This is a genomic window from Cognatundibacterium oligocarboniphilum, assembly GCF_013377855.1.
GTDB classification, from domain to species: domain Bacteria; phylum Pseudomonadota; class Gammaproteobacteria; order Burkholderiales; family Burkholderiaceae_D; genus Undibacterium; species Undibacterium oligocarboniphilum.
The window spans coordinates 1-25384 of record NZ_JABXYJ010000004.1; the positions used below are offsets into that span (position 1 = coordinate 1).

17 protein-coding genes and 1 pseudogene are annotated in these 25384 nt (G+C 53.0%); 11 read left to right on the forward strand and 7 right to left on the reverse strand.

The window, feature by feature from the left end; translation table 11 throughout:
* Nucleotides 1-190: 190 nt before the first annotated feature.
* From HV832_RS07360 to HV832_RS07380, 5 genes are all read right to left on the reverse strand, one after another.
* Complete coding sequence (locus tag HV832_RS07360) at nucleotides 191-2638, reverse strand: DUF1631 family protein (protein ID WP_176802936.1); 2448 nt, start codon at nucleotides 2636-2638, stop codon at nucleotides 191-193.
* A 106-nt stretch (nucleotides 2639-2744) separates the two neighbouring features.
* Nucleotides 2745-5333 (reverse strand): DNA topoisomerase III, encoded by a 2589-nt coding sequence (locus HV832_RS07365; RefSeq protein ID WP_176802937.1) that lies wholly within the window; start codon nucleotides 5331-5333, stop codon nucleotides 2745-2747.
* 167 nt (nucleotides 5334-5500) lie between these two features.
* Entirely contained in the window at nucleotides 5501-5965 is a 465-nt protein-coding gene (locus HV832_RS07370; protein ID WP_176802938.1) for a Smg family protein, read from the reverse strand.
* 175 nt (nucleotides 5966-6140) lie between these two features.
* Nucleotides 6141-7247, reverse strand: a complete 1107-nt coding sequence (dprA, locus tag HV832_RS07375; RefSeq protein WP_176802939.1) for a DNA-processing protein DprA — start codon at nucleotides 7245-7247, stop codon at nucleotides 6141-6143.
* Nucleotides 7248-7261: 14 nt separating this feature from the next.
* A complete protein-coding gene (locus HV832_RS07380) occupies nucleotides 7262-8386 on the reverse strand; it encodes a LysM peptidoglycan-binding domain-containing protein (RefSeq protein WP_176802940.1) in 1125 nt (374 codons plus the stop codon).
* A gap of 169 nt (nucleotides 8387-8555) precedes the next feature.
* On the opposite strand from HV832_RS07380, the gene def reads away from it, so the two are divergent.
* The 4 genes and pseudogenes from def to HV832_RS17255 all read left to right on the forward strand — a co-directional run bounded on the left by def (nucleotide 8556) and on the right by HV832_RS17255 (nucleotide 11535).
* Complete coding sequence (gene def / locus HV832_RS07385; RefSeq protein WP_176802941.1) at nucleotides 8556-9083, forward strand: peptide deformylase; 528 nt, start codon at nucleotides 8556-8558, stop codon at nucleotides 9081-9083.
* Nucleotides 9080-10042 (forward strand): methionyl-tRNA formyltransferase, encoded by a 963-nt coding sequence (gene fmt, locus HV832_RS07390; RefSeq protein WP_176802942.1) that lies wholly within the window; start codon nucleotides 9080-9082, stop codon nucleotides 10040-10042. The genes def and fmt overlap by 4 nt, the downstream gene beginning before the upstream one ends.
* A gap of 249 nt (nucleotides 10043-10291) precedes the next feature.
* On the forward strand, nucleotides 10292-10969 hold the full coding sequence (locus tag HV832_RS07395; RefSeq protein ID WP_176802943.1) for a hypothetical protein: 678 nt from the start codon (nucleotides 10292-10294) through the stop codon (nucleotides 10967-10969).
* A gap of 65 nt (nucleotides 10970-11034) precedes the next feature.
* Nucleotides 11035-11535: pseudogene (locus tag HV832_RS17255) on the forward strand (FlgO family outer membrane protein).
* A 124-nt stretch (nucleotides 11536-11659) separates the two neighbouring features.
* Here HV832_RS17255 and nhaR read toward each other — a convergent pair.
* On the reverse strand, nucleotides 11660-12565 hold the full coding sequence (gene nhaR, locus HV832_RS07405) for a transcriptional activator NhaR (protein ID WP_176802944.1): 906 nt from the start codon (nucleotides 12563-12565) through the stop codon (nucleotides 11660-11662).
* A gap of 159 nt (nucleotides 12566-12724) precedes the next feature.
* Between nhaR and HV832_RS07410 the strand changes: the two genes are divergently transcribed.
* The 6 genes from HV832_RS07410 (at nucleotide 12725) to HV832_RS07435 (ending at nucleotide 23534) form a co-directional block, all read left to right on the forward strand.
* Nucleotides 12725-13423 (forward strand): Bax inhibitor-1/YccA family protein, encoded by a 699-nt coding sequence (locus tag HV832_RS07410; RefSeq protein WP_176802945.1) that lies wholly within the window; start codon nucleotides 12725-12727, stop codon nucleotides 13421-13423.
* A 2-nt stretch (nucleotides 13424-13425) separates the two neighbouring features.
* Entirely contained in the window at nucleotides 13426-14382 is a 957-nt protein-coding gene (locus HV832_RS07415) for a TerC family protein (RefSeq protein ID WP_223827164.1), read from the forward strand.
* Between the two features lie 391 nt (nucleotides 14383-14773).
* On the forward strand, nucleotides 14774-18526 hold the full coding sequence (metH, locus tag HV832_RS07420) for a methionine synthase (RefSeq protein ID WP_176802946.1): 3753 nt from the start codon (nucleotides 14774-14776) through the stop codon (nucleotides 18524-18526).
* A 136-nt stretch (nucleotides 18527-18662) separates the two neighbouring features.
* Entirely contained in the window at nucleotides 18663-19682 is a 1020-nt protein-coding gene (locus HV832_RS07425; RefSeq protein ID WP_176802947.1) for a transporter, read from the forward strand.
* A gap of 145 nt (nucleotides 19683-19827) precedes the next feature.
* A complete protein-coding gene (locus HV832_RS07430) occupies nucleotides 19828-21102 on the forward strand; it encodes a cyclic di-GMP phosphodiesterase (protein WP_176802948.1) in 1275 nt (424 codons plus the stop codon).
* Nucleotides 21099-23534, forward strand: a complete 2436-nt coding sequence (locus tag HV832_RS07435; protein WP_176802949.1) for a sensor domain-containing protein — start codon at nucleotides 21099-21101, stop codon at nucleotides 23532-23534. Before HV832_RS07430 ends, HV832_RS07435 begins: the two co-directional genes overlap by 4 nt.
* On the opposite strand, the gene HV832_RS07440 is transcribed toward HV832_RS07435, so the two are convergent.
* Nucleotides 23498-24262 carry a tetratricopeptide repeat protein gene (locus HV832_RS07440; protein WP_176802950.1) on the reverse strand — a complete coding sequence of 255 codons (765 nt, stop codon included), beginning with the start codon at nucleotides 24260-24262 and terminating at the stop codon, nucleotides 23498-23500. The genes HV832_RS07435 and HV832_RS07440 overlap by 37 nt on opposite strands.
* 170 nt (nucleotides 24263-24432) lie before the next feature.
* On the opposite strand from HV832_RS07440, the gene HV832_RS07445 reads away from it, so the two are divergent.
* A complete protein-coding gene (locus tag HV832_RS07445; RefSeq protein ID WP_176803459.1) occupies nucleotides 24433-25326 on the forward strand; it encodes a methylglyoxal synthase in 894 nt (297 codons plus the stop codon).
* Nucleotides 25327-25384 lie beyond the last annotated feature (58 nt).

Sequence of the window (25384 nt, forward strand, 5' to 3'; positions counted from 1 at the left end):
TGAACGACTTACCTACCCATGTCAACTACCTGGCTTCAACAATCATCGTCCCGGACAATATTTGGATGGCATGCCACCCCCGATCAATCATTCGCGGTATCAGAAAATAGTTGCACTCAGCAACTGCTTACCAATGTCGATTGTGTCACACCATCGAGGAGTGGTAATTTAAGCGCGTCATTTGGAAGGGTCACTTTTCCAATAATTCGGCAGAGCGGATCAGCGTATGAATAGCCCGCTCAAATAAGGGCGCTGTTTCAAGCAGCCTTACTACGCCTTGCTGGGATAGCGCCACAAAACCGGGGACACTCAGGATAACCGGCACTTCCTGCCCCTTTACACTGAGGACGACATTACTGTTATTGGGATTGACCCAGTTAATGCAGCCTTGTCCCATCAGATCCGGCATATTAAAAATCACAGGGGTGCCGCTTACCAAAGAACGTGGCAGCACCCTGGGCGATGGTATTAATTTGACGGATTCGGCAATACCAATGATTGGTCCTGCCATCTCTTCTGCTGGCGATCCATCGTCCAGCAAAATTGCCTCAACCCCGACTTTGGCCAATACGTCTCTCAGGTATACCGACATTTCTGCATATTCCGCCTCAGTCAGACTAGCAGGTGGCATAACCGGTTGCTGTTGCAGGAATTCGCGAAATGCCTGACGCACGTCCCCCAGCGACTCTGCCGGCATATCCCGCTCCGTTGTCCGCAACGCGCGGCCATGCGCATCATTGAGCCAATTTAGTAAGGCATTCTGTTTGAACTGACTCCAGGACAATAACTCCATTCCAAGCTTCAGGTCGGCAAGTAACTGCGGTAACCTCACCGACAGCTGAGTGCCGTCTTCAGGGGATATCTTGGGCAGCATGCTCCATAGAATGTCAGGCACAAACATCCGGAGCCGCCGGGCCAGCGCAGAATCACGCCGCTCTGCCATGTAGATGACGCGTATCCAATCATTTTCAAGGATATTGCGGAACTGATCAGGAACTGCGCGGGTACTCAGTATTCCCTTCAGTAAGGTAGCCGTTTGTATAAACTGGGCATAACGGATCTGGGCTTCCTCAATCGATTTAACGACACGCCGGATTTGCTTATTATGGGACTTCAGCTCCCGTGCAACGAAAGTCTCAAAGCGATGATCAATCCGTTCAAACAATCCCGGTACACTGCAATCATGGCGTCCAAGGGTTTTGAAAATCCGGGTAATCTCTTCCTCCAGGCGGAGATTGAAGACAGGCAGGTGTTGAGCTCCGATGGTTACGGTGCTGATTCGGTTCAATAGTACTTGCGCAGGATGTTCCGGCTGATGCAAAAAATCCGGTTCCAGTAAAGCGAGCTGCAACAGCAGATAGGCCAGCCGCCCCAGTTCCGTGCGTAAGGAGGCGGTCAGCAGAGGATCTTTCAGCACAGATGCCATCAACATTGCCATCATGTCGATCGTCATGGACTCCTTACCGGAATCCGCAAGCGCCATCAAGCTTGTACGCTGTTCATAAATCAGGTTGCGGACCTCATCATCTTTCAACATTTGGGAGCAATCCGGCACCTGAGATTTGTGCATCTCCCCCAATGTGCGGATGAGTTGGTCACCGTGCACGGTCTGATCGACCTGATCAACCTCCCCGGACTTGCCGGTCACTGGCGCTGAGGCGCTCTCAGCAAAAAACATTTGTGCCAGCTGATCGCGCAAACTGACCGCATGCGGCAACCAGTTTAAAGTCGAAGGTGCATGCGCAACAGGCTGCGGCATCTGCGGAGATACCTTTAATCCGGGTGCAGCCCAATCATTCCGCAAAACCTGAAACAGGCGCTCCATGCTGATTGCAGACACGGGTTCCAGCGGCGGAAAATGAGCGCCACTCACTCCGCCTGTATAAGAACCCGCAGGCATCTCAGCAGATGGTGCATAACCGGCAGACGAGGTTGCACCATATCGGTATTCACCTGCCAGTTGGCCGACAGGATTGATACTCTCAGGGGCCTTATTAATCTTCAGCGTCAGCTGGGCATGAATGCCTTGCTTTTCTAAGGCGCTATTCGTTTCCTGATAAATGGTGGCAACTTTTTCTTCCAGGCATTGCCCCAGATGCGTTACCAGTATGCCGGTCACCTCCGGATTCAGCCGCAAAGCTTCCACCGACTGGGAAAGCGCACGCAATAACAGGTAGGGACGAAACGGATTTTCCCGCTCAATGATGTCATCCTGACTGAACAAAACCGCGATACGGATATTCAGATCAATCAATTCCTGTCCCGCGGCATCACGCAACAATTGCGTCAAACTGTTAAAGCGCAAGGAGTCTTCAAAAGCCGATGAATCGAGCAAACTCAGGGATTGGGCTGAAACGGATAAAGGCGATGAATTAGGGCGAAACGTCTGATAGGCCGTCTGCATGCTGCGGTCAAGCAACTGTTGCATGTTTCCGCCTAACAGCCGGAACAATTCGTCCCTGCGCTCCTGCAGCACCAGCCGTGCATTGAACACATCCGCCTTTTCGCCTGCCGGATAATCGCTATCCGATTTCAGATACAGTGACTCAATCGCGTTTGGAACAATATCGCTCGCCACACGTTCAAAGGCATTGAAAAATGCCATGCGGGTACTCGAAAGAATATCAGTCAGTGCCATTGATGTTTTTTTGATTGCAGGAAATGATCCATACAATATAACGAATCCACCATCCGCAGTACAATCCCCGACACAAAACGGTCACAAAACCTCAGAAACCTTCCATTCAGGCCGCCTTTTTCTTGCGAACGGTTTTCTTTGGCGCGATAGTTTCAGCAACAGCCTCCGCTTTGGCTGCTGCCGCTGCAGCACTCGTCTTTTTGGCCGCAGGAGCCTTTGCCTTGCGCTCTTCAAATTCGAAGCTGACCTTGCCATCCTTCCCGCGCACCAGGAACGCTTTAAATGGACGGCGGGTGCGCTGAGAAACAAAGCCGGGCAACAAATCCGTTTTGCCATCGACCAGCAGCTTCGTCATCTGCTCAGGCAAAATCTCTTGCTGCAGAATAATACGTCCGCTGCGGAAATCACAGGCCTTGGGTTTGGCAACCGTTTTTTCGCACACGTAAGTCAGTCCCATTTCGTACACACTGCTGCCGCATTTCGGGCAAGGGCCAAGCGATTGCTGATTGCTGAAATCGACACCTTCGCCGTCTTCACCTTCATCCTGATTTTGTCCGAAATCAAATTCCAGCTTCAGATTATGGTGTTCCGTGTCGGGCACGATCTTGAGTATGGCGGCAAACGGTCTTCCCATTTTGGAACGGAATCCCTGCAGGGGACCGATCTCGCGTTTCGCCAGCAACTCCTCGACCTCGGCAACTTCAAACTGCCGGCTGCCCGGCGTTTTACTCATGGAAAATTCGCATTTGGTACAGGCAAAACGACGGTAATTTTCCTTAACAACACCACCACAATGCGGGCAGGGCGTATGCAACGTGGCATAGTCGCCGGGGATAGTATCGTTGTCGTATTCCTTTGCGCGTTTGACGATGATTTGCGTCATCTGAGCGATTTCACGCATGAATTCATCGCGGCTGATCTTGCCTTTTTCCATCTGCGACAACTTGTATTCCCATTCGCCGGTCAGCTCAGGGGAGGTCAGTTCGTCAACGCCGAGGCCACGCAGCAAAGTCATCAGCTGAAACGCTTTGGCGGTCGGCATCAGCTCACGGCCTTCGCGCAGTAAATATTTTTCGGTCAGCAAGCCTTCAATGATTGCCGCACGGGTCGCCGGTGTGCCGAGCCCCTTGCCGGCCATCGCTTCACGCAGATCGCCGTCGTCGACCAGTTTGCCAGCACCTTCCATTGCCGACAACAGGGTCGCTTCCGAATAGCGTGCAGGCGGTTTAGTGACGAGACCATGTGCGGCAATTTCCTCGGTCAGCACTTTTTCGCCTTTGGCGACCGGCACCAGCGTGCCTTTACCTTCACCGTCTTTTTCTTCCAGTGCTTCCTTACCGTAAATTGCCAGCCAGCCGGCATTCGTCATGACCTTGCCTTCGGTTTTGAACTGATGGCCAGAGACTTCCGTGATACGGGTTGTGACCTGGAATTCGGCCGCCGGGAAAAACACTGCCATGAAGCGACGTGTCACCAGGTCATACAGTTTTTGTTCAGGCTCCGACAAATTCTTCGGCGCTTGTCCGGTCGGGATGATTGCAAAGTGATCGCTGATTTTGCTGTTGTCGAAAATCCGCTTGTTCGGCCTGATCCATTTATTTTTCAGAATCTGGGCGGCGAACTGTTGATAATTGTGATTTTCAGAAACGGTTTCCAGTATCTGTTTCGTCGTTTCCAGATAGTCTTCCGGCAGATGCCGGGAATCGGTACGCGGATAAGTCAGTACCTTGTGTTTTTCATACAGGGCTTGCGCCAGACCGAGGGTGTTTTTTGCTGAAAAACCAAACCGGGCATTGGCTTCGCGCTGCAGGCTGGTAAGGTCAAATAAGGCCGGCGCCATCTGGGTCGCTGGTTTGGATTCTTCGGTCACCGTGCCCTGACGGCTGCGGCAGGCTGCAACGATGGATTCCGCTGCGGCTTTGCTCCACAGACGCTCGGCTTTCTTTTCCGGGTCGTGTTCGTCTTTTTTGAATTGCGGGTCGAGCCAGCGCCCTTCATAAATACCGGCGGCGCAGACGAACTCAGCACGGACTTCCCAGAAGTCGCGCGAAACGAATTTCTTTATCTTTTCTTCACGCTCAACCACAATCGACAAGGTCGGCGTCTGTACCCGGCCAACCGTAGTCAGATAAAAACCGCCTTCTTTTGAATTGAACGCCGTCATCGCGCGGGTGCCATTAATGCCGATCAGCCAGTCGGCTTCGGAACGGCAACGCGCCGCATCGGCCAGCGGCAACATTTCCGCGTCGCTGCGTAATTTATGAAAACCGTCACGGATTGCAGCCGGCGTCATTGATTGCAACCACAGGCGCTGCACCGGCTGTTTGGCCTTGGCATGCTGCGCGATCAGACGGAAAATCAGTTCTCCTTCGCGGCCCGCGTCGCAGGCGTTGATCATGTTTGCCACATCTTTACGCCTGATCAGTTTGGTCAGCACCTTCAGGCGCGATTCCGTTTTGGCGATCGGATTGAGCGCAAAATGCGGCGGGATCATCGGCAAATAGGTAAAACTCCATTTGCCACGTTTGACATCGTATTCTTCCGGAACGGTAATTTCGAGCAAATGGCCGACCGCGGAAGACAGCACGTAGTCGTCGGATTCAAAAAAGTCATCATGCTTCGTGAATCCCCCCAGCGCTTTCGCAATGTCAGCGGCAACAGAGGGTTTTTCGGCAATGATGAGGGTTTTTGTCATTTCGGAGTTCTCGAATAGTTTTTTGTGCCGCAAAAATGTCTAATAAACAACATTTTTGCAAAATAAGCGTAAGACTAACCTAAATCAACGCGGAATGATAAACGTACAGACCGGAAAATCGCGTTCTGGACACGATTTTTGTCAGAAATCCCCGATTCACGAAAAGATTAATGCAAAAGATGCGGGGCACTGTCGTCATCTGACAACAATAACTCATCAAACATCAGCATATCGGGCTCGGCGCCCTGACTCCACAGCATCATCAGGACAATGATCCGCAATTTATCCAACGGTAGCGGCGACTCGTTGACGGCCAGCGCCCGCTCGATCACGATTTCGCGTTGGATCGGAGTCAGCAGGCCAGCGGACTCCAGAAACTGGATAAATCCAATGGCGGACATACCCAATGCAATCTGTTCTGGCTGGGCATAAATCCGGAAGCCCTCAGAAGTCCAGGTCGGTGTCTGTGTCTGCTGATTGGTATTGGCCAAGCCTGTGAGCCAGTCAATGGCTTCAGAAATTTCATCTTCAGGAAAGCCGACGGCAGACAGTTTTTTGACCAGCGCCGCCGTATCCGGACAGGCATCAGGACGATAATACGTTTCGTAGAGGTAAACAAGGATATCAAACATGCCCCTACTCTATCTGCTGAACGCTTTTCAAACAAGCCCCTTGCTCAGATATACCCTCCTGATATGGCGTTATCACAGCATAAAAGGGGAGTATCTTTCCTTTTCGACCAGAGCTCCGCATATCGACTAGCGACTCCAATATACTCCCAGGGAGTATATTGAAGAGTTATTTTGCTCAGCCCAGACGTCGATAGAAGCCGCCGGGTAAAGATTCCAGCTCGCCAGCCAGTTCCAGCGTCAGCAGCTGAGTGCTGAGTTCGGCAATCTCCAGCCCGCTGCGCATAGCCAGCACATCCAGCGGCAGAGGATCAAACCCCATCACGGTCAGCAAGGCCGGCACATCGGCGGTCTGTAATGCAGCACCGTTCTGACTGGCAGATGCCGCCTGCTGGATCGCACTCAAACAATAGCCCGGGAGTTCGTCAAGAATATCCTGTGCGGTTTCCACCAGTTTTGCACCTTGCCTGATCAACTGATGGCAGCCTTTTGCCAGCGGAGAATGGATAGAGCCCGGAATCGCAAACACATCCCGTCCTTGTTCGGCGGCCATGCGGGCGGTAATCAGGGAACCGGACAGCGCCGCCGCCTCCACCACCAGCACGCCTTTGGACAAACCGGAAATAATCCGGTTACGACGAGGGAAATTACTCGCAATCGCTGGCGTTCCCAATGAATATTCACTGACAAGACAGCCGGTTTCGGCAATCTGATGCGCCAGACTGCGGTGCCGGGCCGGATAAACAATATCAGCGCCGGTGCCGATCACGGCAATCGTGGAGCCCGCACCGCGCAGTGCGCCCTGATGTGCCGCTGCGTCGATACCGGCAGCCAGACCGGAAACCACCGTCAGTCCGGCCTGACTCAGTGCCGCCGCGAACTGTTCCGCATCACGGACGCCCTGCGTACTGGCATGACGGCTGCCGACCATGCCAATGCCAGCTGCGCGTAACAGTTCCACCCGACCCTTCACATATAAGATCAACGGAGGATCAGGAATTTCGAGCAAGTCAGAGGGGTAACGCGGATCAGCGCGGGTCAGCACCTGATTTCCGGCCATGGCACACCAGTCCTGTACACGGTCGTGCAACTGCTGCAGCGCTGTATCCGGGGCGCCCAGCAAGGCGGTCGCCACTCTGGCGGAGACCACGCTGCGCAAAGCCTCCGGGCTGGCCGTAAAAATGGCTTGCGGGGTTCCGAATGCGGAAAGCAATTGTGCCGCCGTCGCCGGGCCAACGCCCGGCGTCTGCTCCAGCCGGAGCCAGGAGAAAAAATCCTGTTCCATCCGGACTTCAGGAATTACTGCGGGGAACGCGCGACGTCGCCCACTTTGACAAAATCAGTCACCTGCATCACCAGGCCGTAAGAAATAGTGCCAAAAACACGGAAAATAAACACATTTCCATAATGCACATCCGGCAATTTGATCTTACGGTTGTTATCCGTACGGTCATTCATCACCTGTCCGTACCGCTCCAGCGACAGTACCGTTCCGAGATCGAGTCCATGCTCCCGTCCGCGGTTGATGGCGATAATCTGATTCTGGCCCGCTACTGAAACACCGCCGTACACACTGACGACGCGCGCATTGACCTCATCAACCGGAGGATGCGGCACATAACTCAGGATCGGCGTCGGCGGAATCGGCAGCAAACGGTCGCCGATCGACATTTCTTCTTTGGTATTCACCACGCTGAACGTGTGTACGTCACTGCGCTCTGTGTCGTCCGGTTCACGCACCAGCTTGACCGTACCGACAAAAGCCGCTTCATAGCCAATCACGCTACCGTTATCCGGATCTTTCAGCGGTACGCCAGGGCGGAATACCTGGAACGAGGTACCGCCATCGAGATCGCCACGGACATACGCCGTTTCGCCCTGCCCCAGATTGACGCGACTCTCGCTGGCTGAAACGATACGCGGCGTCCGCTCCAGCACTGACGGCTCGACAATCAGCGGCTGCGACAAGAACGGTTCAATCGCAGAAGCCGGAATCGACGGAATCGCATTCGTCCCCAGCCCTTGCACCCGCGAACGCGGGGACAGTTTCACCGTTGGCACTCCGCCCTCCATACCGGAGGAACCGGTGGCATTCGCCAGCCGCAAACGCTGATTGGCCCGGTCAAAATAAATAATCTGCCCCGGATAAATCCAGTGCGGGTTACGGATTTCTTCCCGGTTCATTCCCCAGACCTGCGGCCAGCACCAGGGATTCCGGATAAACTGCCCGGCGATGCCCCACAGCGTGTCACCGCTGACAACCTCATGTTTATCCGGCGCATCCGCCAAAAACGCGCATTGACTGCTGCGGGCAATCGCCTGTGCCTGGGCGGTGGCCGCCTCGCCGGGCGCTGCCAGCGCGAGACTGGTCATCACTGACAAACCACCAACGAGAAAAGCGGCTATTGTGCTAAACTTTTTCATGAACATGATCCGATGCAAAGTGCTGCAAAACAGCAAACTGGCTCGCAGACACCTGCGTACAGGCGGCAGCTTGCAAAACTTGCCAAATTGAATCAAATTCTGCCCATAAATCCTTGAACTAGCAAGAAAAACAGCGCAATAGCCATCCTGGTTTGTTGTGAAATGTCTTATGTCTATATTAAATATTTTGCGTTATCCCGATTCACGCCTGCATAAAGTGGCCAAACCAGTCACCGTTTTTGATGCACGGCTCAAGCAGCTGGTCGCTGATATGGCTGAAACCATGTATGAAGCACCAGGTGTTGGCCTGGCGGCAACCCAGGTGGATGTGCATGAACAACTGGTGGTGATTGACGTCTCGGAAACAAATGATCAGCTGCAGGTATTCATCAATCCTGAAATCATCTGGGCCAGCGCAGAAAAAAAGGTCTATGACGAAGGCTGCCTGTCAGTGCCCGGCATTTATGACGGCGTAGAACGCCCGGCTGAAGTCAAAGTCCGCGCGCTGGACGCCGACGGCAATCCATTTGAAATCCATGCAACGGATTTGCTGGCGGTCTGCATCCAGCACGAAATGGATCACCTGAAAGGCAAGGTGTTTGTTGAATATCTGTCGCCACTGAAGCGTAACCGCATCAAAACCAGATTGCAAAAAGAAGAACGGGAAATGCAGAAAAAATCGGGTGAACGCCGATGAAAGTCGTTTTTGCCGGCACACCGGAATTTGCTGCCGTCGCCCTCAAAGCCCTGCATGAAGCGGGATTTACCATACCGTTAGTGCTTACTCAGCCAGATCGCCCTGCGGGGCGTGGTATGCAATTGCAGGCTTCTGCCGTGAAGCAGTACGCCATCACTCACGATATCCCGGTTGCGCAGCCGCAATCACTGAAACTGGACGGTAAATATCCGGATGTAGCGGCAGCAGCACATGCAATACTGAAAACAACGCCACACGATGTCATGGTGGTCGCTGCCTACGGCCTGATCCTGCCCTTATCGGTATTACAGATCCCGCGTCTGGGCTGTCTGAACATCCACGGCTCACTACTGCCGCGCTGGCGCGGTGCCGCCCCGATTCATCGCGCTATCGAAGCGGGTGATCATGAAACCGGCATCACCATCATGCAAATGGAAGAGGGTCTCGATACCGGCCCGATGCTGCTCAGGCAAAGTCTCGCCATTGAAGAAAGCGACACTACCGGCAGCCTGCACGACAGACTGGCGACCCTCGGCGGCCAGATGATAGTGCAAGCGCTCAGGCAACTTGAACAACAGGCATTGCCGGCAACCGTCCAGCCAGAAAACGGTGTGACGTATGCCGCCAAAATCAGCAAAGAAGAAGCAGCTCTGGATTTCCGTCTCACCGCATCGCAAATCGCCAGAAAAATCCGGGCATTCACCCCGTTTCCAGGCACCCACGCCGCATACCAGGGACAAACGATCAAAATCTGGGCAGCAGAAGCCCTTGACATGCAATCAGATCAACCCGCCGGACAAATACTCAGTGCCCACCCGCACGACGGCGTTCTGGTCGCCTGCGGTCAAGGCGTGCTGAAACTCACCGAACTGCAAAAACCTGGCGGAAAACGCTTGTCTGCAGCGGGATTTTTGCAGGGATTTCATTTTCCCGACAATGCACACTTCGATTCTATTTGATCAAAATGCGTTCATTTTTCATTGAAAAATGACGCCTATACATGCCATTCATTGTTGCAAAAAAATAACATCTTTCGGAAAATGCAGGTGCGAATAACACTATTCGACAATATTTTTGTGTTTTATCAATTGGTTAAATAGCAAATTCTTTATTCCAAAGCAAGACTTGCTGTATTCTCTCGGGCTGATTCCGGCTCGCCTGCGTGTTGCAGACGGGCTCCTATGAGAATACCTAGTGAAGGTGAACACATGAAGAAAATTCTTCCGGTTGTCCTCGCGGCGATGACGCTTGCGGCTTGCTCCACGCAATACAGTGAAACACCCCTGGCAGGAAATTTTGCAACAAGCAAACAAAATAAATTACAAGCATCATCCCACTGGCTTTTGATTGCAAAGGACGTTGCTGAGCAAATCAAGTTGGGTACCGATAAAGTTGGCGCGCCAGTTTATGTGACGCCACCCGCTCAAAATAGCAAATTTTCTCAGATTTTTTATGATCAGGTCATCACCTCTCTGGTCAATCAAGGAGTCACTGTGCGTCGTGTACACGATGTGACCGTACAGGTTGTTGATATTGACACGCATCTTGTTCGTTTTTCCGCAGACCGCACCCAGAACCGCCGCTTTACCAGCATGACGGCTCTCGCTGGTGGCATTGCCGCCTTGTATGGTGTCAACTGGACAGCCGGTACAAAAGCCGCAGTAGGTGGCTTAGCGGCAAGCGCAAGCTACGACTGGTTAAGCTGGGTTGATCAGGAATATGCAAAAGGACGCACACCTTCCTACGAATTAATTGTCACCACGTCGTTGACAAAAAATGCGCAATATCTCGCACGTCGTACTGATGCTTACTATATCAATGATGACGATGCATCGTTGTATAACAAAGATAAAGATTACAGCTTCAAAGTCGTCGGAGGACAATAAGCATGAAAAAAATTTTGCTCACATGCGTTTGCGCCATTGCTCTCTCGGCATGTTCCAATATGAATATGAACACGGCTGCAAGTAACACGTCCACGACACCAACGTGGAAAGATGCTCAGTCGAATGAATTTATTCCTACAAATCAGAGAGCGGCAGCCGCTCTGATTGCCGCAGCAGGTAACAAACTAGACAAGTCTCGTCCACTGATCGTGGCAACGCTTGCCAACATTAATGCGCTGGAAGAATCCTCTCCGTTTGGCCGCATAGTTGCCGAGCAGGTTTCCGGTGAATTCACCCACAGTGGCTACTAGATGGTAGAGATGAAATTTCGCGATAAAGTCTTCATCAAGCAAAATGTCGGTGAATTACTCCTGACTCGCGAAATTAAGGATGTCGCACAAAATCATAGCGCCCAAGCCGTGATTGTTGGTACTTATACCGAAAGCGACAAGTTGCTGTTTGTTAATCTGAAGCTCATACGACCAGGTGACAACATCGTACTCGCAACCTATGATTACGCCGTTCCAATGGATAAGACCACAAAATCGCTCATTGGTCGCCGCTGATCATCCACATCAGGTACACTGGCCTGCAGACATCAAAATGCACCTGAAAATCAGGTGCATTTTGTTTTGTGACCCGAAATCGGGTGTGTTTCAACAACAGCCCAGCAGAACCAGACTGCCCCGGCTATGCGGGTTGCACCCGATTCTGCTGGGCAGCCTGGCTGATGGCTAACACGGCAGGATGCGTCAATTTGCGCTGGACCGAGATGGCGTAGAACTGCTCCCAGATTTCATCGGTCTGCCCGATCAGCTGCACATCGTATTGCCGCATCACCATGCCGGCAATGACTGTCGGTGCGGCAAAAATACCTGCGCCCGCCTGACCGAATGCGCTCATGAGAGCACTGTCATCAAATTCCCCGGCAATCCGGGGATGCAGCGCATGCTGATCCAACCATTGCAGCAAGCGGGCCCGCAATGCGGCATCCTCCCCCGGCAACAGAAAAGCCGCCCCCTCCAGGCACGCTGGAAAACCGGCACTGAGTTGCTGTTTTAAGCCAGCCGTCGCAAAGAAACTGATGCCGGACTCACCCAGCAAATGGCTGTAGGCGCGCACACTGGCAATGGCGGGCATCGGACTGTCTGACAGCACAACATCGAGCTTATGTGCAGCCAGCTCTCCCAACAGAATTTCCAGTTTTCCTTCGCGGCAATTGATGCGCAGCGTCTGGGTCAATTGCAGTGCCGGTTCCAGGAGGCGGTAGGCCACTGTCTTGGGCAAGGCATCCGACACGCCTACCCGCAACTGCAGGGTGCGTTCCGTCGGGCGGTGATGTAAGACCTCCTCCAATTCCTGTCCCAGCGTGAAGATTTCATCAGCATAGCTCAGCACCAGGTGTCCGGCCTCGGTCAGTGCCAGATTTCTGCCATTTTTGCGGAACATCGCTTCGCCCTGCATTTCTTCAAATAAACTCAGTTGCGCGCTGATGGTCTGCGGCGTCAGATGCAGTTGCTCGCTGGCGCGGGCAATACTGCCGGCTTTTGCCACCACCCAGAAATAATGCAGATGTTTGTAATTCAATGTTGGCATTTACCTTAAATCATCGATTTTTACGAAGTATTTATCAATTATATTCGACTTTTATTGTTTATTATCCGCAACTACACTGAGTGAACCTTTAAAAAAAGGTTTTTCAGGCGCCCCCCCCTGCCGACCCCGGCAAGCGCTTTCCAATTTCAGGAGAAAAACATGAGAATTCTGAGTCGCTCCCTGGGCCGTACCGCCGCCCGTGATGTGCAGACTGTTGACTATAGCGATATTGGTGCAACCGACAGCCATCGGGTATTGCGCAATACCTATCTGCTACTGTCGATGACGCTGCTGTTTTCCGCGCTGACGGCTGCAGCGACGATCGCATTCGCGATTCCCGGTCCCGGCATGTTTCTGACCCTGATCGTTTATTTCGGTCTGCTGTTTGCCACTAACCGACTGCGCAACAGCGCCTGGGGTATTGTGACTGTCTTTGCGCTGACCGGTTTCATGGGCTACACCCTGGGCCCTATCCTCAGTCATTATCTGCATATGCCGGGCGGCAATGGCATCGTGATGTCGGCAATGGGCATGACGGGTCTGATCTTTCTCGGATTATCGGCTTATGTGCTGGTCAGCAAACGTGATTTCAGCTTCATTGGCGGCTTTCTGATCGCCGGCATGCTGGTCGCTCTGGTCGCCGGCCTGGGTGCGGTTTTCTTCCAGATTCCGGCTTTGTCGCTGACAATTTCAGCAGTCATGGTGTTACTGATGTCCGGCATGATTCTGTTTGAAACCAGCAACATCCTTCACGGCGGCGAAACCAATTACATCATGGCGACCGTCAATCTGTATGTCACGCTGTTTAACCTGTTCACCAGCCTGCTGCAGTTGCTGGGCGTGATGGAAAAAGAGTAAACATGCTGCATTCTGTTGCCCAGCCCTGGATGTGGGTGATCTTTATCGGTTTTGTACTGACCATGCTGGCCGTCGATGTCATCGCTCTCGGAGGCTCACGTGCACACAAAGTGAGCCTCCGCGAGGCCGCCGCCTGGTCAGTGGTCTGGGTCAGTCTGGCGCTCGCGTTTGATTTCGGCTTGTGGCTATACCTGACAGAAACCATAGGGCGCGAAGCAGCAACGGTAAAAGCAATGGAATTTCTGACCGGTTATGTGATCGAAAAATCGCTGTCGGTCGATAATATCTTCGTCTTTTTGATGATTTTCGGGCACTTTGCGGTTCCTCCCCAATATCAGCGCAAAGTCCTGCTGTACGGTGTGCTGGGAGCCATCGTGATGCGTATTATCATGATTCTGGCCGGCAGCTGGGTAGTATCGCAATTTGCCTGGGTGATGTACCTGTTTGGTGTTTTCCTGGTCATCACCGGTCTGCGCATGCTGGTTTCAAACGAGCAAAAACCCGATCTGGAAAACAACCCACTGCTGAAACTGGCTAAAAAACTGTTGCCCTTCACACCAGAATTTCATCAGGAAAAATTCAGTTTCCGGCAACATGGCAAACGGGTATTTACACCTTTGCTGCTGGTACTGATCTTGATCGAAATATCCGATGTGGTGTTTGCCGTGGATTCCATCCCTGCCATTTTTGCAGTCACAACCGACCCGTTCATCGTGTTCACCTCCAATATTTTCGCCATCATGGGCTTGCGCGCGCTATATTTTCTGCTGGCAGACATGGCGGACCGTTTTCATTTGCTGAAATTTGGCCTGGCATTCGTGCTGATGTTTGTCGGTCTCAAAATGCTGATCGTAAAATGGGTGCATATTCCCACGGATGTCTCCCTGATGGTCATTGGCAGCATACTGTGCAGCGCGATTACCGCCAGCCTGTTTGTGACACGTCATAAAAACCATTGACATAGCAGCACATCAACCTGATCCATGCATTCCCTTTGGGTATATCTTTCTTGCGAGGATATGCCCTTTTTTTATTTTCTTTCTGCAAAGAGTTTGTCGTTTTTCCGTAAAGTTCATAAGCATCTGCCCAAAATGTATAAGCAAAATCTGGCAAAACCTTACCCTGACGGGTCCAAGCCCTTGATTTGACGTATAATTTACAATCCAGCGCCGATTTGAGATTCAGATTGCGGGCGCATAATAAATGCTGCTAAAAGGACCCGACCCGATCCGCCTGCATGCATCAGCCGATCGGGTTTTTTATTATCAGGACGCAGAGCGCAGCAGTCTGGATGACTGCGGCGATCATCCGCCGCACCGCTCCCGCCTCCTTGTTGAACGAGTAAACATCATGACTACAACTGTGCCTGTCTCTGCTGCCGAAATCCGTTTGCGCACCCTGCTGCAACAACGCATCCTGATTCTGGATGGCGCGATGGGCACCATGATCCAGCGTTACAAGCTGACCGAAGCCGATTACCGCGGCGGGCGCTTTCAACACTTCACCGGCCCCGAAGGCGTGCGTGAGCTGTTCGTCAAAGGGAATAATGAATTACTGTCGCTGACCCGTCCTGATGTGATCGCTGAAATCCATGAACAATACCTGGCGGCCGGTGCGGATCTGATCGAGACCAATACCTTCGGTGCGACCACGGTCGCGCAGGACGACTACCATATGGCGCATCTGGCGTATGAGATGAACGTGGCATCGGCCAGAATTGCACGCGCAGCCTGCGATAAATATTCGACCCAGGACAAGCCACGCTTCGTCGCGGGTGCACTGGGACCGACACCTAAGACCGCTTCCATCTCGCCCGATGTGAATGATCCGGCGGCGCGTAATGTCACGTTTGACCAACTGGTCACGGCTTATCACGAACAGGTACGCGGTCTGGTGGATGGCGGCGTCGATGTGCTGCTGGTCGAAACCATCTTCGATACGCTCAACTGTAAAGCAGCACTGTTCGCCATCGATCAGTATTTTGAAGAAAGCGGTCAGCGTTTGCCGATCATGATTTCCGGTACCGTCACCGATGCCTCCGGCCGTATCTTGTCGGGACAAACGGTACCCGCTTTCTGGAATTCGGTACGCCATGCCAAACCGCTGACCATCGGCCTGAACTGTGCGCTCGGTGCCACGCTGATGCGCCCGTATGCTGAAGAGTTATCCAAAATCGCCGATACCTTTGTCTGTATTTATCCGAATGCGGGTTTGCCCAACCCCATGAGCGACACCGGCTTTGACGAACTGCCGGCGGATACGTCGGCCCTGCTCAAAGAATTTGCCGAAGCCGGCTTCATCAACATCGCCGGTGGCTGCTGCGGCACCACACCGGCGCATATCAAGGCCATCGCCGATCTGCTGCAAAGCCAGGCGCCGCGCCAGTTACCGCAGATCGCACCAGCCATGCGCCTGTCCGGACTGGAACCGTTCACCATCGATGAACAAAGCCTGTTCGTCAATGTCGGTGAACGTACTAACGTTACCGGCTCCAAAGCCTTTGCGCGTCTAATCCTGAACGAGCAATACGATGAAGCGCTGGCGGTTGCACGTCAGCAGGTCGAAAACGGTGCCCAGATCATCGACATCAATATGGATGAAGCGATGCTCGATTCGCTGGCAGCGATGACGCGCTTCCTGAATCTGATCGCTTCGGAACCTGATATTGCGCGCGTCCCGATCATGATCGACTCCTCCAAATGGTCGGTGATCGAAGCGGGCCTGAAATGCGTGCAGGGTAAGGCGATTGTGAATTCCATCTCCATGAAAGAAGGCGAAGCCGAATTCCTGCGTCAGGCCACCCTGTGCAAACGCTATGGTGCAGCCGTGATCGTGATGGCATTCGACGAAACCGGTCAGGCCGATACCTATGCGCGTAAGACGGAAATCTGCGAACGCGCATACCGTCTGCTGGTCGATCAGATTCAGTTCGATCCGCAGGATATTATTTTTGATCCGAATATCTTTGCGGTCGCAACCGGTATCGAAGAACACAATAACTACGCGGTAGACTTTATTGAAGCGACGCGCTGGATACATCAGAATCTGCCGGGCGCCAAAATCAGCGGCGGCGTGTCGAATGTGAGCTTCTCTTTCCGCGGCAACGATCCGGCACGCGAAGCCATCCATACCGTGTTCCTGTATCACGCGATTCAGGCTGGCATGACCATGGGCATCGTGAATGCGGGCATGATCGGCGTGTACAGCGAACTCGATCCCGAACTGCGCGAACGGGTCGAGGATGTGGTGCTGAACCGGCGCGACGATGCGACCGAGCGCATGATCGAATTTGCCGCCACGCTGAAAGCAGGTGGAAAGAAAGAAGAAGCCACGCTCGAATGGCGCAATGACCCGGTTGAAAAGCGTCTGGCCCATGCGCTGGTACACGGCATCACCCAATGGATCGTGGAAGACACCGAACAGGCGCGCCAGCAATTTGAGCGCCCGATCCAGGTGATCGAAGGCCCGCTGATGGATGGTATGAACATCGTCGGCGATCTGTTCGGACAGGGAAAAATGTTCCTGCCGCAGGTGGTCAAATCAGCGCGGGTGATGAAACAGGCGGTAGCACATCTGGTGCCGTTCATCGAAGAAGAAAAGAAACGCAGCGGCGACCACAAACCGAAAGGTAAAATCGTGATTGCCACCGTCAAAGGCGACGTGCACGACATCGGCAAAAACATCGTGACCGTGGTCCTGCAATGTAACAACTTTGAAGTGGTGAACATGGGCGTGATGGTGCCCTGCTCCGAAATTCTGGCCAAAGCCAAAGCCGAGAATGCCGACATCATCGGCCTGTCCGGCCTGATCACGCCGTCGCTGGAAGAAATGGCCTACGTCGCCAAAGAGATGCAACGCGATCCGCATTTCCGTATGATGAAGATCCCGCTGCTGATCGGCGGCGCCACCACCAGCCGCGCCCATACCGCCGTCAAGATTGCACCGAATTATGAAGGTCCGGTAGTGTACGTGCCGGATGCCTCGCGCTCGGTATCGGTTGCGCAGTCGCTGCTGACGCCGGAAAGCCGGGAACAATACATCGCCGAACTCGGCAGCGATTACGATCGCATCCGCGTACAGCACGCAAACAAAAAAACCACGCCGATGCTGACGCTGGAACAGGCGCGCGCCAATAAGATGCGCGTCTCGTTCACCGGCGCTGAAGCACCGGTCAGACCTAAATTCATCGGCCGCCGTGTGTTTAAAAATGTGGATCTGGCTACCATCGCCAACTACATAGACTGGGGTCCATTCTTCCAGACCTGGGATCTGGCCGGGCCTTTCCCAGCCATCCTGAGTGATGAAATCGTCGGCGATGCCGCGAGCAAGGTGTATGCCGAAGGTCAGGCCATGCTGAAAAAAATCATCGAAGGTCGCTGGCTCACCGCCAATGGTGTGGTCTCACTGCTGCCTGCCAACAGCGTGAATGAAGACGATATCGAAATCTATACCGATGACAGCCGCAGCGAAGTCGCTTTCACCTATTACGGTGTGCGTCAGCAAACTGAAAAACCCATCGTCGATGGCCCTGATGGACAAAAAATCCAGCGCCCGAATCAATGTCTGGCCGACTTCATTGCGCCTAAAGCCAGCGGTATCGCAGACTACATAGGGATGTTTGCCGTGACTGCCGGTCTGGGCATAGAAAAACACGAAAAACGCTTTGAAGACGCGCATGACGACTACAGCAGCATCATGCTCAAATCGCTGGCAGACCGTCTGGCTGAAGCCTTTGCCGAGTATCTGCATGAGCGTGTGCGTACCGATCTGTGGGGTTATGCGGCCAACGAGCAATTGAGCAATGAAGAGCTGATACGCGAAAACTATCGCGGCATCCGCCCTGCTCCCGGCTATCCGGCCTGCCCGGAACACACCGTAAAAACCGAGATGTTTGCGCAAATGCAATGTGAGGATATCGAGATGTATGTGACCGAATCCTGGGCCATGATCCCTGGCGCTGCCGTGTCCGGTTTCTACTTCGCGCATCCTGATTCCAAATACTTCAGCGTCGGCAAAATCGGTGATGACCAGGTCAGCGACATGGCCGCCCGCCGTGGCGTGGCCAAAGAAGACGTGGAACGCTGGCTGGCACCGAATCTGTAACAGCCGCGGTTTCGGCACACCCATCCGGAAAACGGAAGACAATATGGTCTTCCGTGAAATATTTTTTTCATGCGCAGATCACGGCATCATAGGCGCTGCCTTACAATAGCAGCTACGTCATTGCATGAGAAATGAAATGGTGCTGGATAATTTATCGTACGGTTCCGATCAGTCTGGTCTGGTGTGTGGTTACCTGTTCGAGCGCGGACAGGCCGGACGGGCGTTAGCGACTCATGAAGCACTGGAATGGCTGCGCCAGCCGCATCATGCCAAAGAAAACAGCTTCATCTGGCTACACTTCAATCTGAGCAACGTTGCCGCTGAAAAATGGCTGCATGAACATCTGCAATTGCCGCAGGAATTTTACGAAACCCTGCATGAAGGCTCGCGCTCCAGCCGCATCGAACACGCCGGTCATAATCTGATCGCGGTGATCAACGACGTTCTCCATGATTTTTCCTTTGAAGCATCCGATATCGCCACACTCTGGCTCAGCGTCACCAGCAATGTCATGATCAGTGCGCGGCGCAAGCCTCTGCAGGCGATCGATCGTCTGCGCAATGCGGTAAATCGTGGCGAATCATTTCATTCTCCGGGTGCGCTGCTGATTCATCTGTTGCATGATCAGGGCGACGTGCTGGTCGGTATCGTGCGCGAAGTCGTTCGCAAGATTGACGAGATCGAAGACACACTGCTGGCCAACCGGCTCAATCATAAACGTGCCAATCTCGGTGCCATCCGGCGCGTATTGGTACGTCTGCAGCGCCTGCTCGCGCCAGAGCCAGCTGCCTTGTTCCGCTTATTGCAAAAACCTCCGGTCTGGCTGGAAGAACACGACGTGCAGGAATTGCGTCAATCCACCGAAGAATTTGCCGTGGTACTGAGCGATATGGCAGCATTGCAGGAGCGCATAAAATTACTGCAGGAAGAAATCGCTGCCAGTGTCAACGAGCAAAATAACCGTTCATTATTTGTCCTGACCGTCGTCACCGTTCTGGCATTACCGATTAATATGATTGCCGGACTGCTGGGAATGAACGTCGGTGGCATTCCGTTGTCACAGCACGAGCACGGATTCTGGATTATTGTTGCTATCGTAGTGACCTTTACTTTTATGGCCGGCTGGCTGGCATTCCGTAACAGAGATAGTGACTGAAATTTATTCATGTCTGCCAGATCATTCAATGACTGCACGATAAAAAGTCAAATCAATAAAAAAATTCGCTTTTTTGGATGTTTAATGATAAATGTACAACTAGACGATTCATCGCAATATTCTCCGGTTTTCTTTGACGGATACCATGGCTGATATCCATACACAGTTCATCGACATCTCCCAGTTGCGGGTAGGAATGTTCATTTATCTCGACGTTGGCTGGATGGATCATCCATTCCCGGTCAGCAATTTTAAAATCAGCAACCAGGAACAAATTGATTCCATACGTTCGCTGGGCATAGAACGTATCCGCTACGCCCCCGACCGAAGCACACCTGTGGTTGCGGAAACGGAAAAAAACGAATCCGCCGTAAATTCCAGGCCTGAAGAAACCCCGGAAGAAACCGCCACCAGAAAACGGCGCGACCTTCTTGCCAGCCAGGCTGCCAGCCTGCAGGTCTGTGAACGTCAGTTCAACCATGCGGCGCAGACATTCAAGCAAATTACCGATGTGGTTCACGCGCAGCCGGCTTTTGCCAAGCATCTCACCGAGCAGTTGATACAAGGGTTTCTCGGTCAGATACTGGGAGAAGACGAAGCAGCAATCCGCCTGCTGTCTGAAAAGGCCGGAGAAAAAACCTCGCTGCATTCGATTAATGTGGCCGTCATTTCCCTGCTGCTCGGCAAAGCGTTAAATCTCAGCAAAACAGACATGCTGAATCTGGGCGTCGGGGCGCTGGTGCATGATATCGGCAAAATCGAATTGCCTGACCGCCTGCGCTGGATGGATGAGCATTTCACTTCGGCGGAAAAGCAGATTTACCATGAGCATGTGATGCACAGCGTCAATCTGGCACGTAAAATGGATCTGGCTCCAAATTCCATGCTGCTGATGGCACAGCATCACGAGCATTTTGATGGCAGTGGCTATCCAAGCCGGATTCCGGGTGAAAAAATGTCGCCACTGAGCCGGATCGTGGCCCTGGTGAATCATTACGATAATCTCTGCAACCCGACAAATCCGGCACAGGCCATCACACCGCATGAAGCCCTTTCCCAGATATTCACGCAGTACAAAACATATTTTCATGTCCCGACGCTGACCTCCTTTATCCGCATGATGGGTATTTATCCACCCGGCTCCGTCGTACAACTGACGGACCAGCGTTATGCCCTGGTGGTCTCCGTCAACTCCTCACGCCCAATCAAACCCAAAGTAGTGATTCATGACACGTCGATCAACCGGGAGGAAGCGCTGGTGATCAATCTTGAACATGAACAGCAGCTCTGCATTCACCGCAGTCTTCGTCCGGTGCAACTGCCAAGAGCCGCCTATGATTACCTGTCGCCACGCAAGCGTCTCTGCTATTTCTTTGAACGGGGCACGGAAGTGAACGACCAGGCTGAAAGCCAGCTATGAAACCGCATCAGCTACAGGCGTTCATCGAAGGTATGCTGGAAGCCGTCATTCTGGTTGATCCGATCAATCTGCGTATTCTTGCTGCCAACCGTTCGGCGCACCAGTTGTTGAAAGTCCCGGAAAACAGCCTGCGCGACAAAGGTATCGTCGAACTGACTGCTGCACCGGAAGACCTGTTTTTCTGGGAAGACGTCGCTGCCGGTTTATCCGAAAGCATTTATTCGGAAACATTGCTGGAATGTGCCGACAAAACCATGATTCAGGTTGAGCGCCGGGTCAAACTGGTGCGCGTCGGCATGGACACCTCTATCTTTGTGGTCGCAATCCGTGACCGGAGCAGCCAGAAGCAGACTGAGAATGAACTGGAAAAGTTGATTGCCGAACTGCGGGCCACGCTGGAATCCACCGCCGACGGCATTCTGGTGACCGATCTGAACGGTAGTATACGAAGTTACAACCATCTGTTCGCAAATCTGTGGGGGCTGCCCGATGAACTGATGACGCAGCGCGACGATTTAGCCATTTATGCCTGGATGGATAAATCCATGATCGATCTGGCGCATTACAGCGAACGCCTGGACATGATTGCACGCTCCCCGCTGATGGAAGCCAGCGATGTGCTGGTACTGCGTTCCGGGAAAATTCTGGAACGTGTGACCTTACCGCAGTACGCCCGCGGCAGGCCGATCGGCCGGGTTTTTTCTTTCCGTGATATGACGCAAAAAATCACGGATGAAGCACGCCTGCAACTGGCCGCTAAGGTTTTTGAATCCAGCACTGACGCCATTTTCGTCACCGATGCCAGTCAGAAAATCATTACCAGCAACCCCAGTTTTGAAACGCTGTGCAGTTATACCGAACTGGAAATGCGGCAAAAAACGCTGCGTGATTTTTTTGGACAGGAAAGCGACATCACGCTGATTGACCAGTTACTGGACAAGTTGGAACAAGAAGGTTCCTGGGAAGGTGAACTCTGGAACCGCCGCAAGGATGGCTCGGCTTATCTGGCAATGGTCACGCTGGTCAAAGTACAGGACGAGCGCGGCAATACCCTACATTACATCGGCTTTCTGAAAGACCGAACAGAAAGCCATGCGGCCAAGCAAAAAATCGAGGAGCTGGCGTTTTCCGACGCGCTCACCGGCCTGCCAAACCGCCTGTTGCTATCCGAACGGATTCATCAGTGTATTACGATTTCCAGCAGAAATCACAGCACCTTTGCCCTGCTGTTTCTTGACCTCGATCATTTCAAGCAGATCAACGATGCGCTTGGTCATCCTTTCGGTGACCGGGTTTTATTACAGGTCACCGAACGTCTGCAGCGCTGCGTCCGGCAGGTCGATACGGCGGCGCGCCTGGGCGGAGATGAATTTATCCTGCTGCTGCATGAAGCCGATGCAAATGGTGCTGAAATCTGCGCCCAGCGGGTGCTGGAAGAGCTGGCGGTTCCTTTCAATCTGGACGGCATGAATTTTACGGTGACTGCCAGTATCGGCATTGCGCTGTATCCGGATGACGGCACCAGCATGGACGATCTGATCAAAAATGCAGACAGCGCCATGTATCACGTCAAGGAACGCGGTCGTTCCGATTTCCGCTTTTATCAGCGCCAGATGAACATCGGCCTGCTGTCCCGCATGAAACTCGATCATGCGATGCGGCAGGCGCTGGAGCACCAGTTATTCCGCCTGCATTATCAGCCCCAGATCAACCTGCATACCGGTGATATTTTTGGCGTCGAAGCCTTATTGCGCTGGAACGACAAGGATCTGGGCGAAATCAGCCCGAGCCAGTTTATTCCGATCGCCGAAGAGTCCGGCGTGATCGTGCCTATCGGCCAGTGGGTCATTCAGCATGCGATACGTCAGGCGGCGCAGTGGAATCAGGCCGGTCATGTGCTGCGCATGGGATTCAATGTATCAGCGCTACAGTTCCAGCAGGCGAATTTTGTTGACCTGATTGCCACCACGCTGGCGGAAAATCAGCTCAGTCCAGACCGGATTGAACTGGAACTGACGGAGTCGGTGTTAATGCGCGATGTCGATGAAAATCTGAGAAAACTCGAATCGCTGGCAAAACTGGGGGTGAAATTATCCATTGATGATTTCGGAACCGGCTATTCCAGCCTTAGCTATCTGAAACGCTTTCCGATTCATAAACTGAAAATCGACCGTTCATTTGTCGACGACCTGCCGCAGGATGACAGTGATGTCGCGATCGTGACGGCGATTATCCATCTGGCACATGCCTTGAAACTGCAGGTGATTGCCGAAGGTGTGGAAACGGAAGATCAAAAAGAATTTCTGCAAGCCATGCATTGCGATGAATATCAGGGCTATCTGTTTTCACCCGCAATTTCTGCCGAAGAATTTGAGCAAAAATTTCTCTCAAAAATTCAGAGTCCGGACTGCCAGTTACGTGTCTCGTCCTGAATTTCGGCGATCTGTTCGGCCGTCAGTGCGGCGTTGACCAGATCGCGGCTGTCAATCGCCTTGCTGCCGACATGAATACTGGCCATGATCAGGTATTGGTATGCAAGCAGCGTATTCTGTGCAACGCCACAACCATACAGATAATGCCGTCCCAGCTCAAACTGGGCAGACGACAATCCCTGATGTGCCGCCTGCTGCAGCCAGCGCACTGCCATCGGCTCATTCCTGGGAATACCGGATCCGTGGCTGTATAACAGGGCAAGATGATACTGAGCGCTGGCATTTCCCTGCGCAGCAGCCTCCTGATACCAGACCACAGCATCCGCATTACTGCGGCTGACGGCCTTTCCGGTCTCATACAGATAACCCAGCATGAATTCCGCGGCGCTGAAGTCCTGACGGGCGGCTTGCTGCAACAACTGGAATGCCCTGGCATCATCCGCCACCTCAATGCCGCTGGTCAGGTACAGCAATCCCAGATTAGTCTGTGCCCCAGGATGCCCCTGTTCCGCTGCCCGTTCCAGCCACATTCTGGCTTCGTCCAGATTCTGGTAGCCGAAATCACCATTCATATAAGACAGAGCTAATGCATTTTGTGCCTGCGTATCTCCCAGCAATGCCCAGTGCTGGATCTGATAGACATCTTCATCCAGATCATCATCACCGACCGCTGTTGTGCACGAAGACATGATGGCGATAGCCAATAAAACATGGCGCCACTTTTTCATGATTTTCTCCTGCGATTCATTTTTTTCAAAGATGCTACGTCGCCCCGGCTGACTGGCATATTTCCGTCCTGACTGTTTCAGTAACAAAATGTAGGGAAACTACTGACGGCAGAAACAAGTCCCGCTACACTGCCGGATATCTGCAACCGTTTCAGGATTTTACTGTGACTCTGCCATCTGTGAAAAAATTACGTATCGGCCTGATCGCCAACCGCTCTCATCAGGATGCGGCAAATTCCGCCCTGGTGCAACTGATCAGCGGCGCACGCCATGCGCTGCATTTTCTGCAGCCTGAATTTGTGGTCGTCGGCCGTACACTCGATGCCATGATAACGCATGGCCTGCTGGATATCTGCCAGCATGTCGAACGTTTTCCTTATGGCCGCGAAGGTGGCCTGATGAAACTGGTGTCGCGGGTTGTCGATACTGATCCTGCGCGTGCCGTCGATGCCGTGATTTATCTGATTGATCCGGTCGATCCTTCTTCTGTGTTTCCTGAGGCCGTCGCACTGAAACGGCAATGCGTGATTCATAAAAAACCCTTTCTGGCCACACTGGCCAGCGCCCGCGAGTGGCTGGAACTGGAGGCCATTTCGCGTGGTGCAATGGCCGATGCCAGTCTGCAGTCCAGCTTCGATTTACAGCACGAAGGTATCGCCCTGATCGCGCATGATGCAATGAAAGAAAAAATGCTGACGCTGGCTGAAAAACACTTTGCCCTGCTGGACCGTTTTGCGCACCGCTACGCCACTGGAACCACGGGTGGATTACTGAATCAGCTGGCACAGAAAATCAAAGGCGAGCAAGCCGGTCGCAACTGGGTCAGACCTTTTCTGTCCGGTCCGCTGGGTGGTGATGCCCAGCTTGCCGAGCTGGTGCTGGAACGCGCAATCCGTCGCATTCTCTTTTTGGAAGACCCGCATGTGGCGCGCCAGCATGAAGCGGATATCCAGCTGCTGGAACGCGCTGCCCGCACCGTGACCGGCTTTGCGCAGGTGATCAGCGAAGCGGGTGGCGCAGACCATTGGCTGACTTGCCTGGATCAGCGTACCCGTCTGCCCTGATACGTTTTCCAGTGTGATTTCTCCGTTGATTTTTGAGTCTATTTTTTTCAGCTATTTT

Coding starts and splice junctions, on each gene's coding strand:
- HV832_RS07365 (WP_176802937.1), bottom strand. CDS start 5,333: ATGACAAAAACCCTCATCATTGCCGAAAAACCCTCTGTTGCCGCTGAC.
- HV832_RS07370 (WP_176802938.1), bottom strand. CDS start 5,965: ATGTTTGATATCCTTGTTTACCTCTACGAAACGTATTATCGTCCTGAT.
- fmt (WP_176802942.1), top strand. CDS start 9,080: ATGAAAGTCGTTTTTGCCGGCACACCGGAATTTGCTGCCGTCGCCCTC.
- HV832_RS07410 (WP_176802945.1), top strand. CDS start 12,725: ATGAGAATTCTGAGTCGCTCCCTGGGCCGTACCGCCGCCCGTGATGTG.
- dprA (WP_176802939.1), bottom strand. CDS start 7,247: ATGGAACAGGATTTTTTCTCCTGGCTCCGGCTGGAGCAGACGCCGGGC.
- HV832_RS07360 (WP_176802936.1), bottom strand. CDS start 2,638: ATGGCACTGACTGATATTCTTTCGAGTACCCGCATGGCATTTTTCAAT.
- HV832_RS07440 (WP_176802950.1), bottom strand. CDS start 24,262: ATGAAAAAGTGGCGCCATGTTTTATTGGCTATCGCCATCATGTCTTCG.
- HV832_RS07425 (WP_176802947.1), top strand. CDS start 18,663: ATGGTGCTGGATAATTTATCGTACGGTTCCGATCAGTCTGGTCTGGTG.
- HV832_RS07395 (WP_176802943.1), top strand. CDS start 10,292: ATGAAGAAAATTCTTCCGGTTGTCCTCGCGGCGATGACGCTTGCGGCT.
- HV832_RS07380 (WP_176802940.1), bottom strand. CDS start 8,386: ATGAAAAAGTTTAGCACAATAGCCGCTTTTCTCGTTGGTGGTTTGTCA.
- def (WP_176802941.1), top strand. CDS start 8,556: ATGTCTATATTAAATATTTTGCGTTATCCCGATTCACGCCTGCATAAA.
- HV832_RS07430 (WP_176802948.1), top strand. CDS start 19,828: ATGGCTGATATCCATACACAGTTCATCGACATCTCCCAGTTGCGGGTA.
- HV832_RS07415 (WP_223827164.1), top strand. CDS start 13,426: ATGCTGCATTCTGTTGCCCAGCCCTGGATGTGGGTGATCTTTATCGGT.
- metH (WP_176802946.1), top strand. CDS start 14,774: ATGACTACAACTGTGCCTGTCTCTGCTGCCGAAATCCGTTTGCGCACC.
- nhaR (WP_176802944.1), bottom strand. CDS start 12,565: ATGCCAACATTGAATTACAAACATCTGCATTATTTCTGGGTGGTGGCA.
- HV832_RS07435 (WP_176802949.1), top strand. CDS start 21,099: ATGAAACCGCATCAGCTACAGGCGTTCATCGAAGGTATGCTGGAAGCC.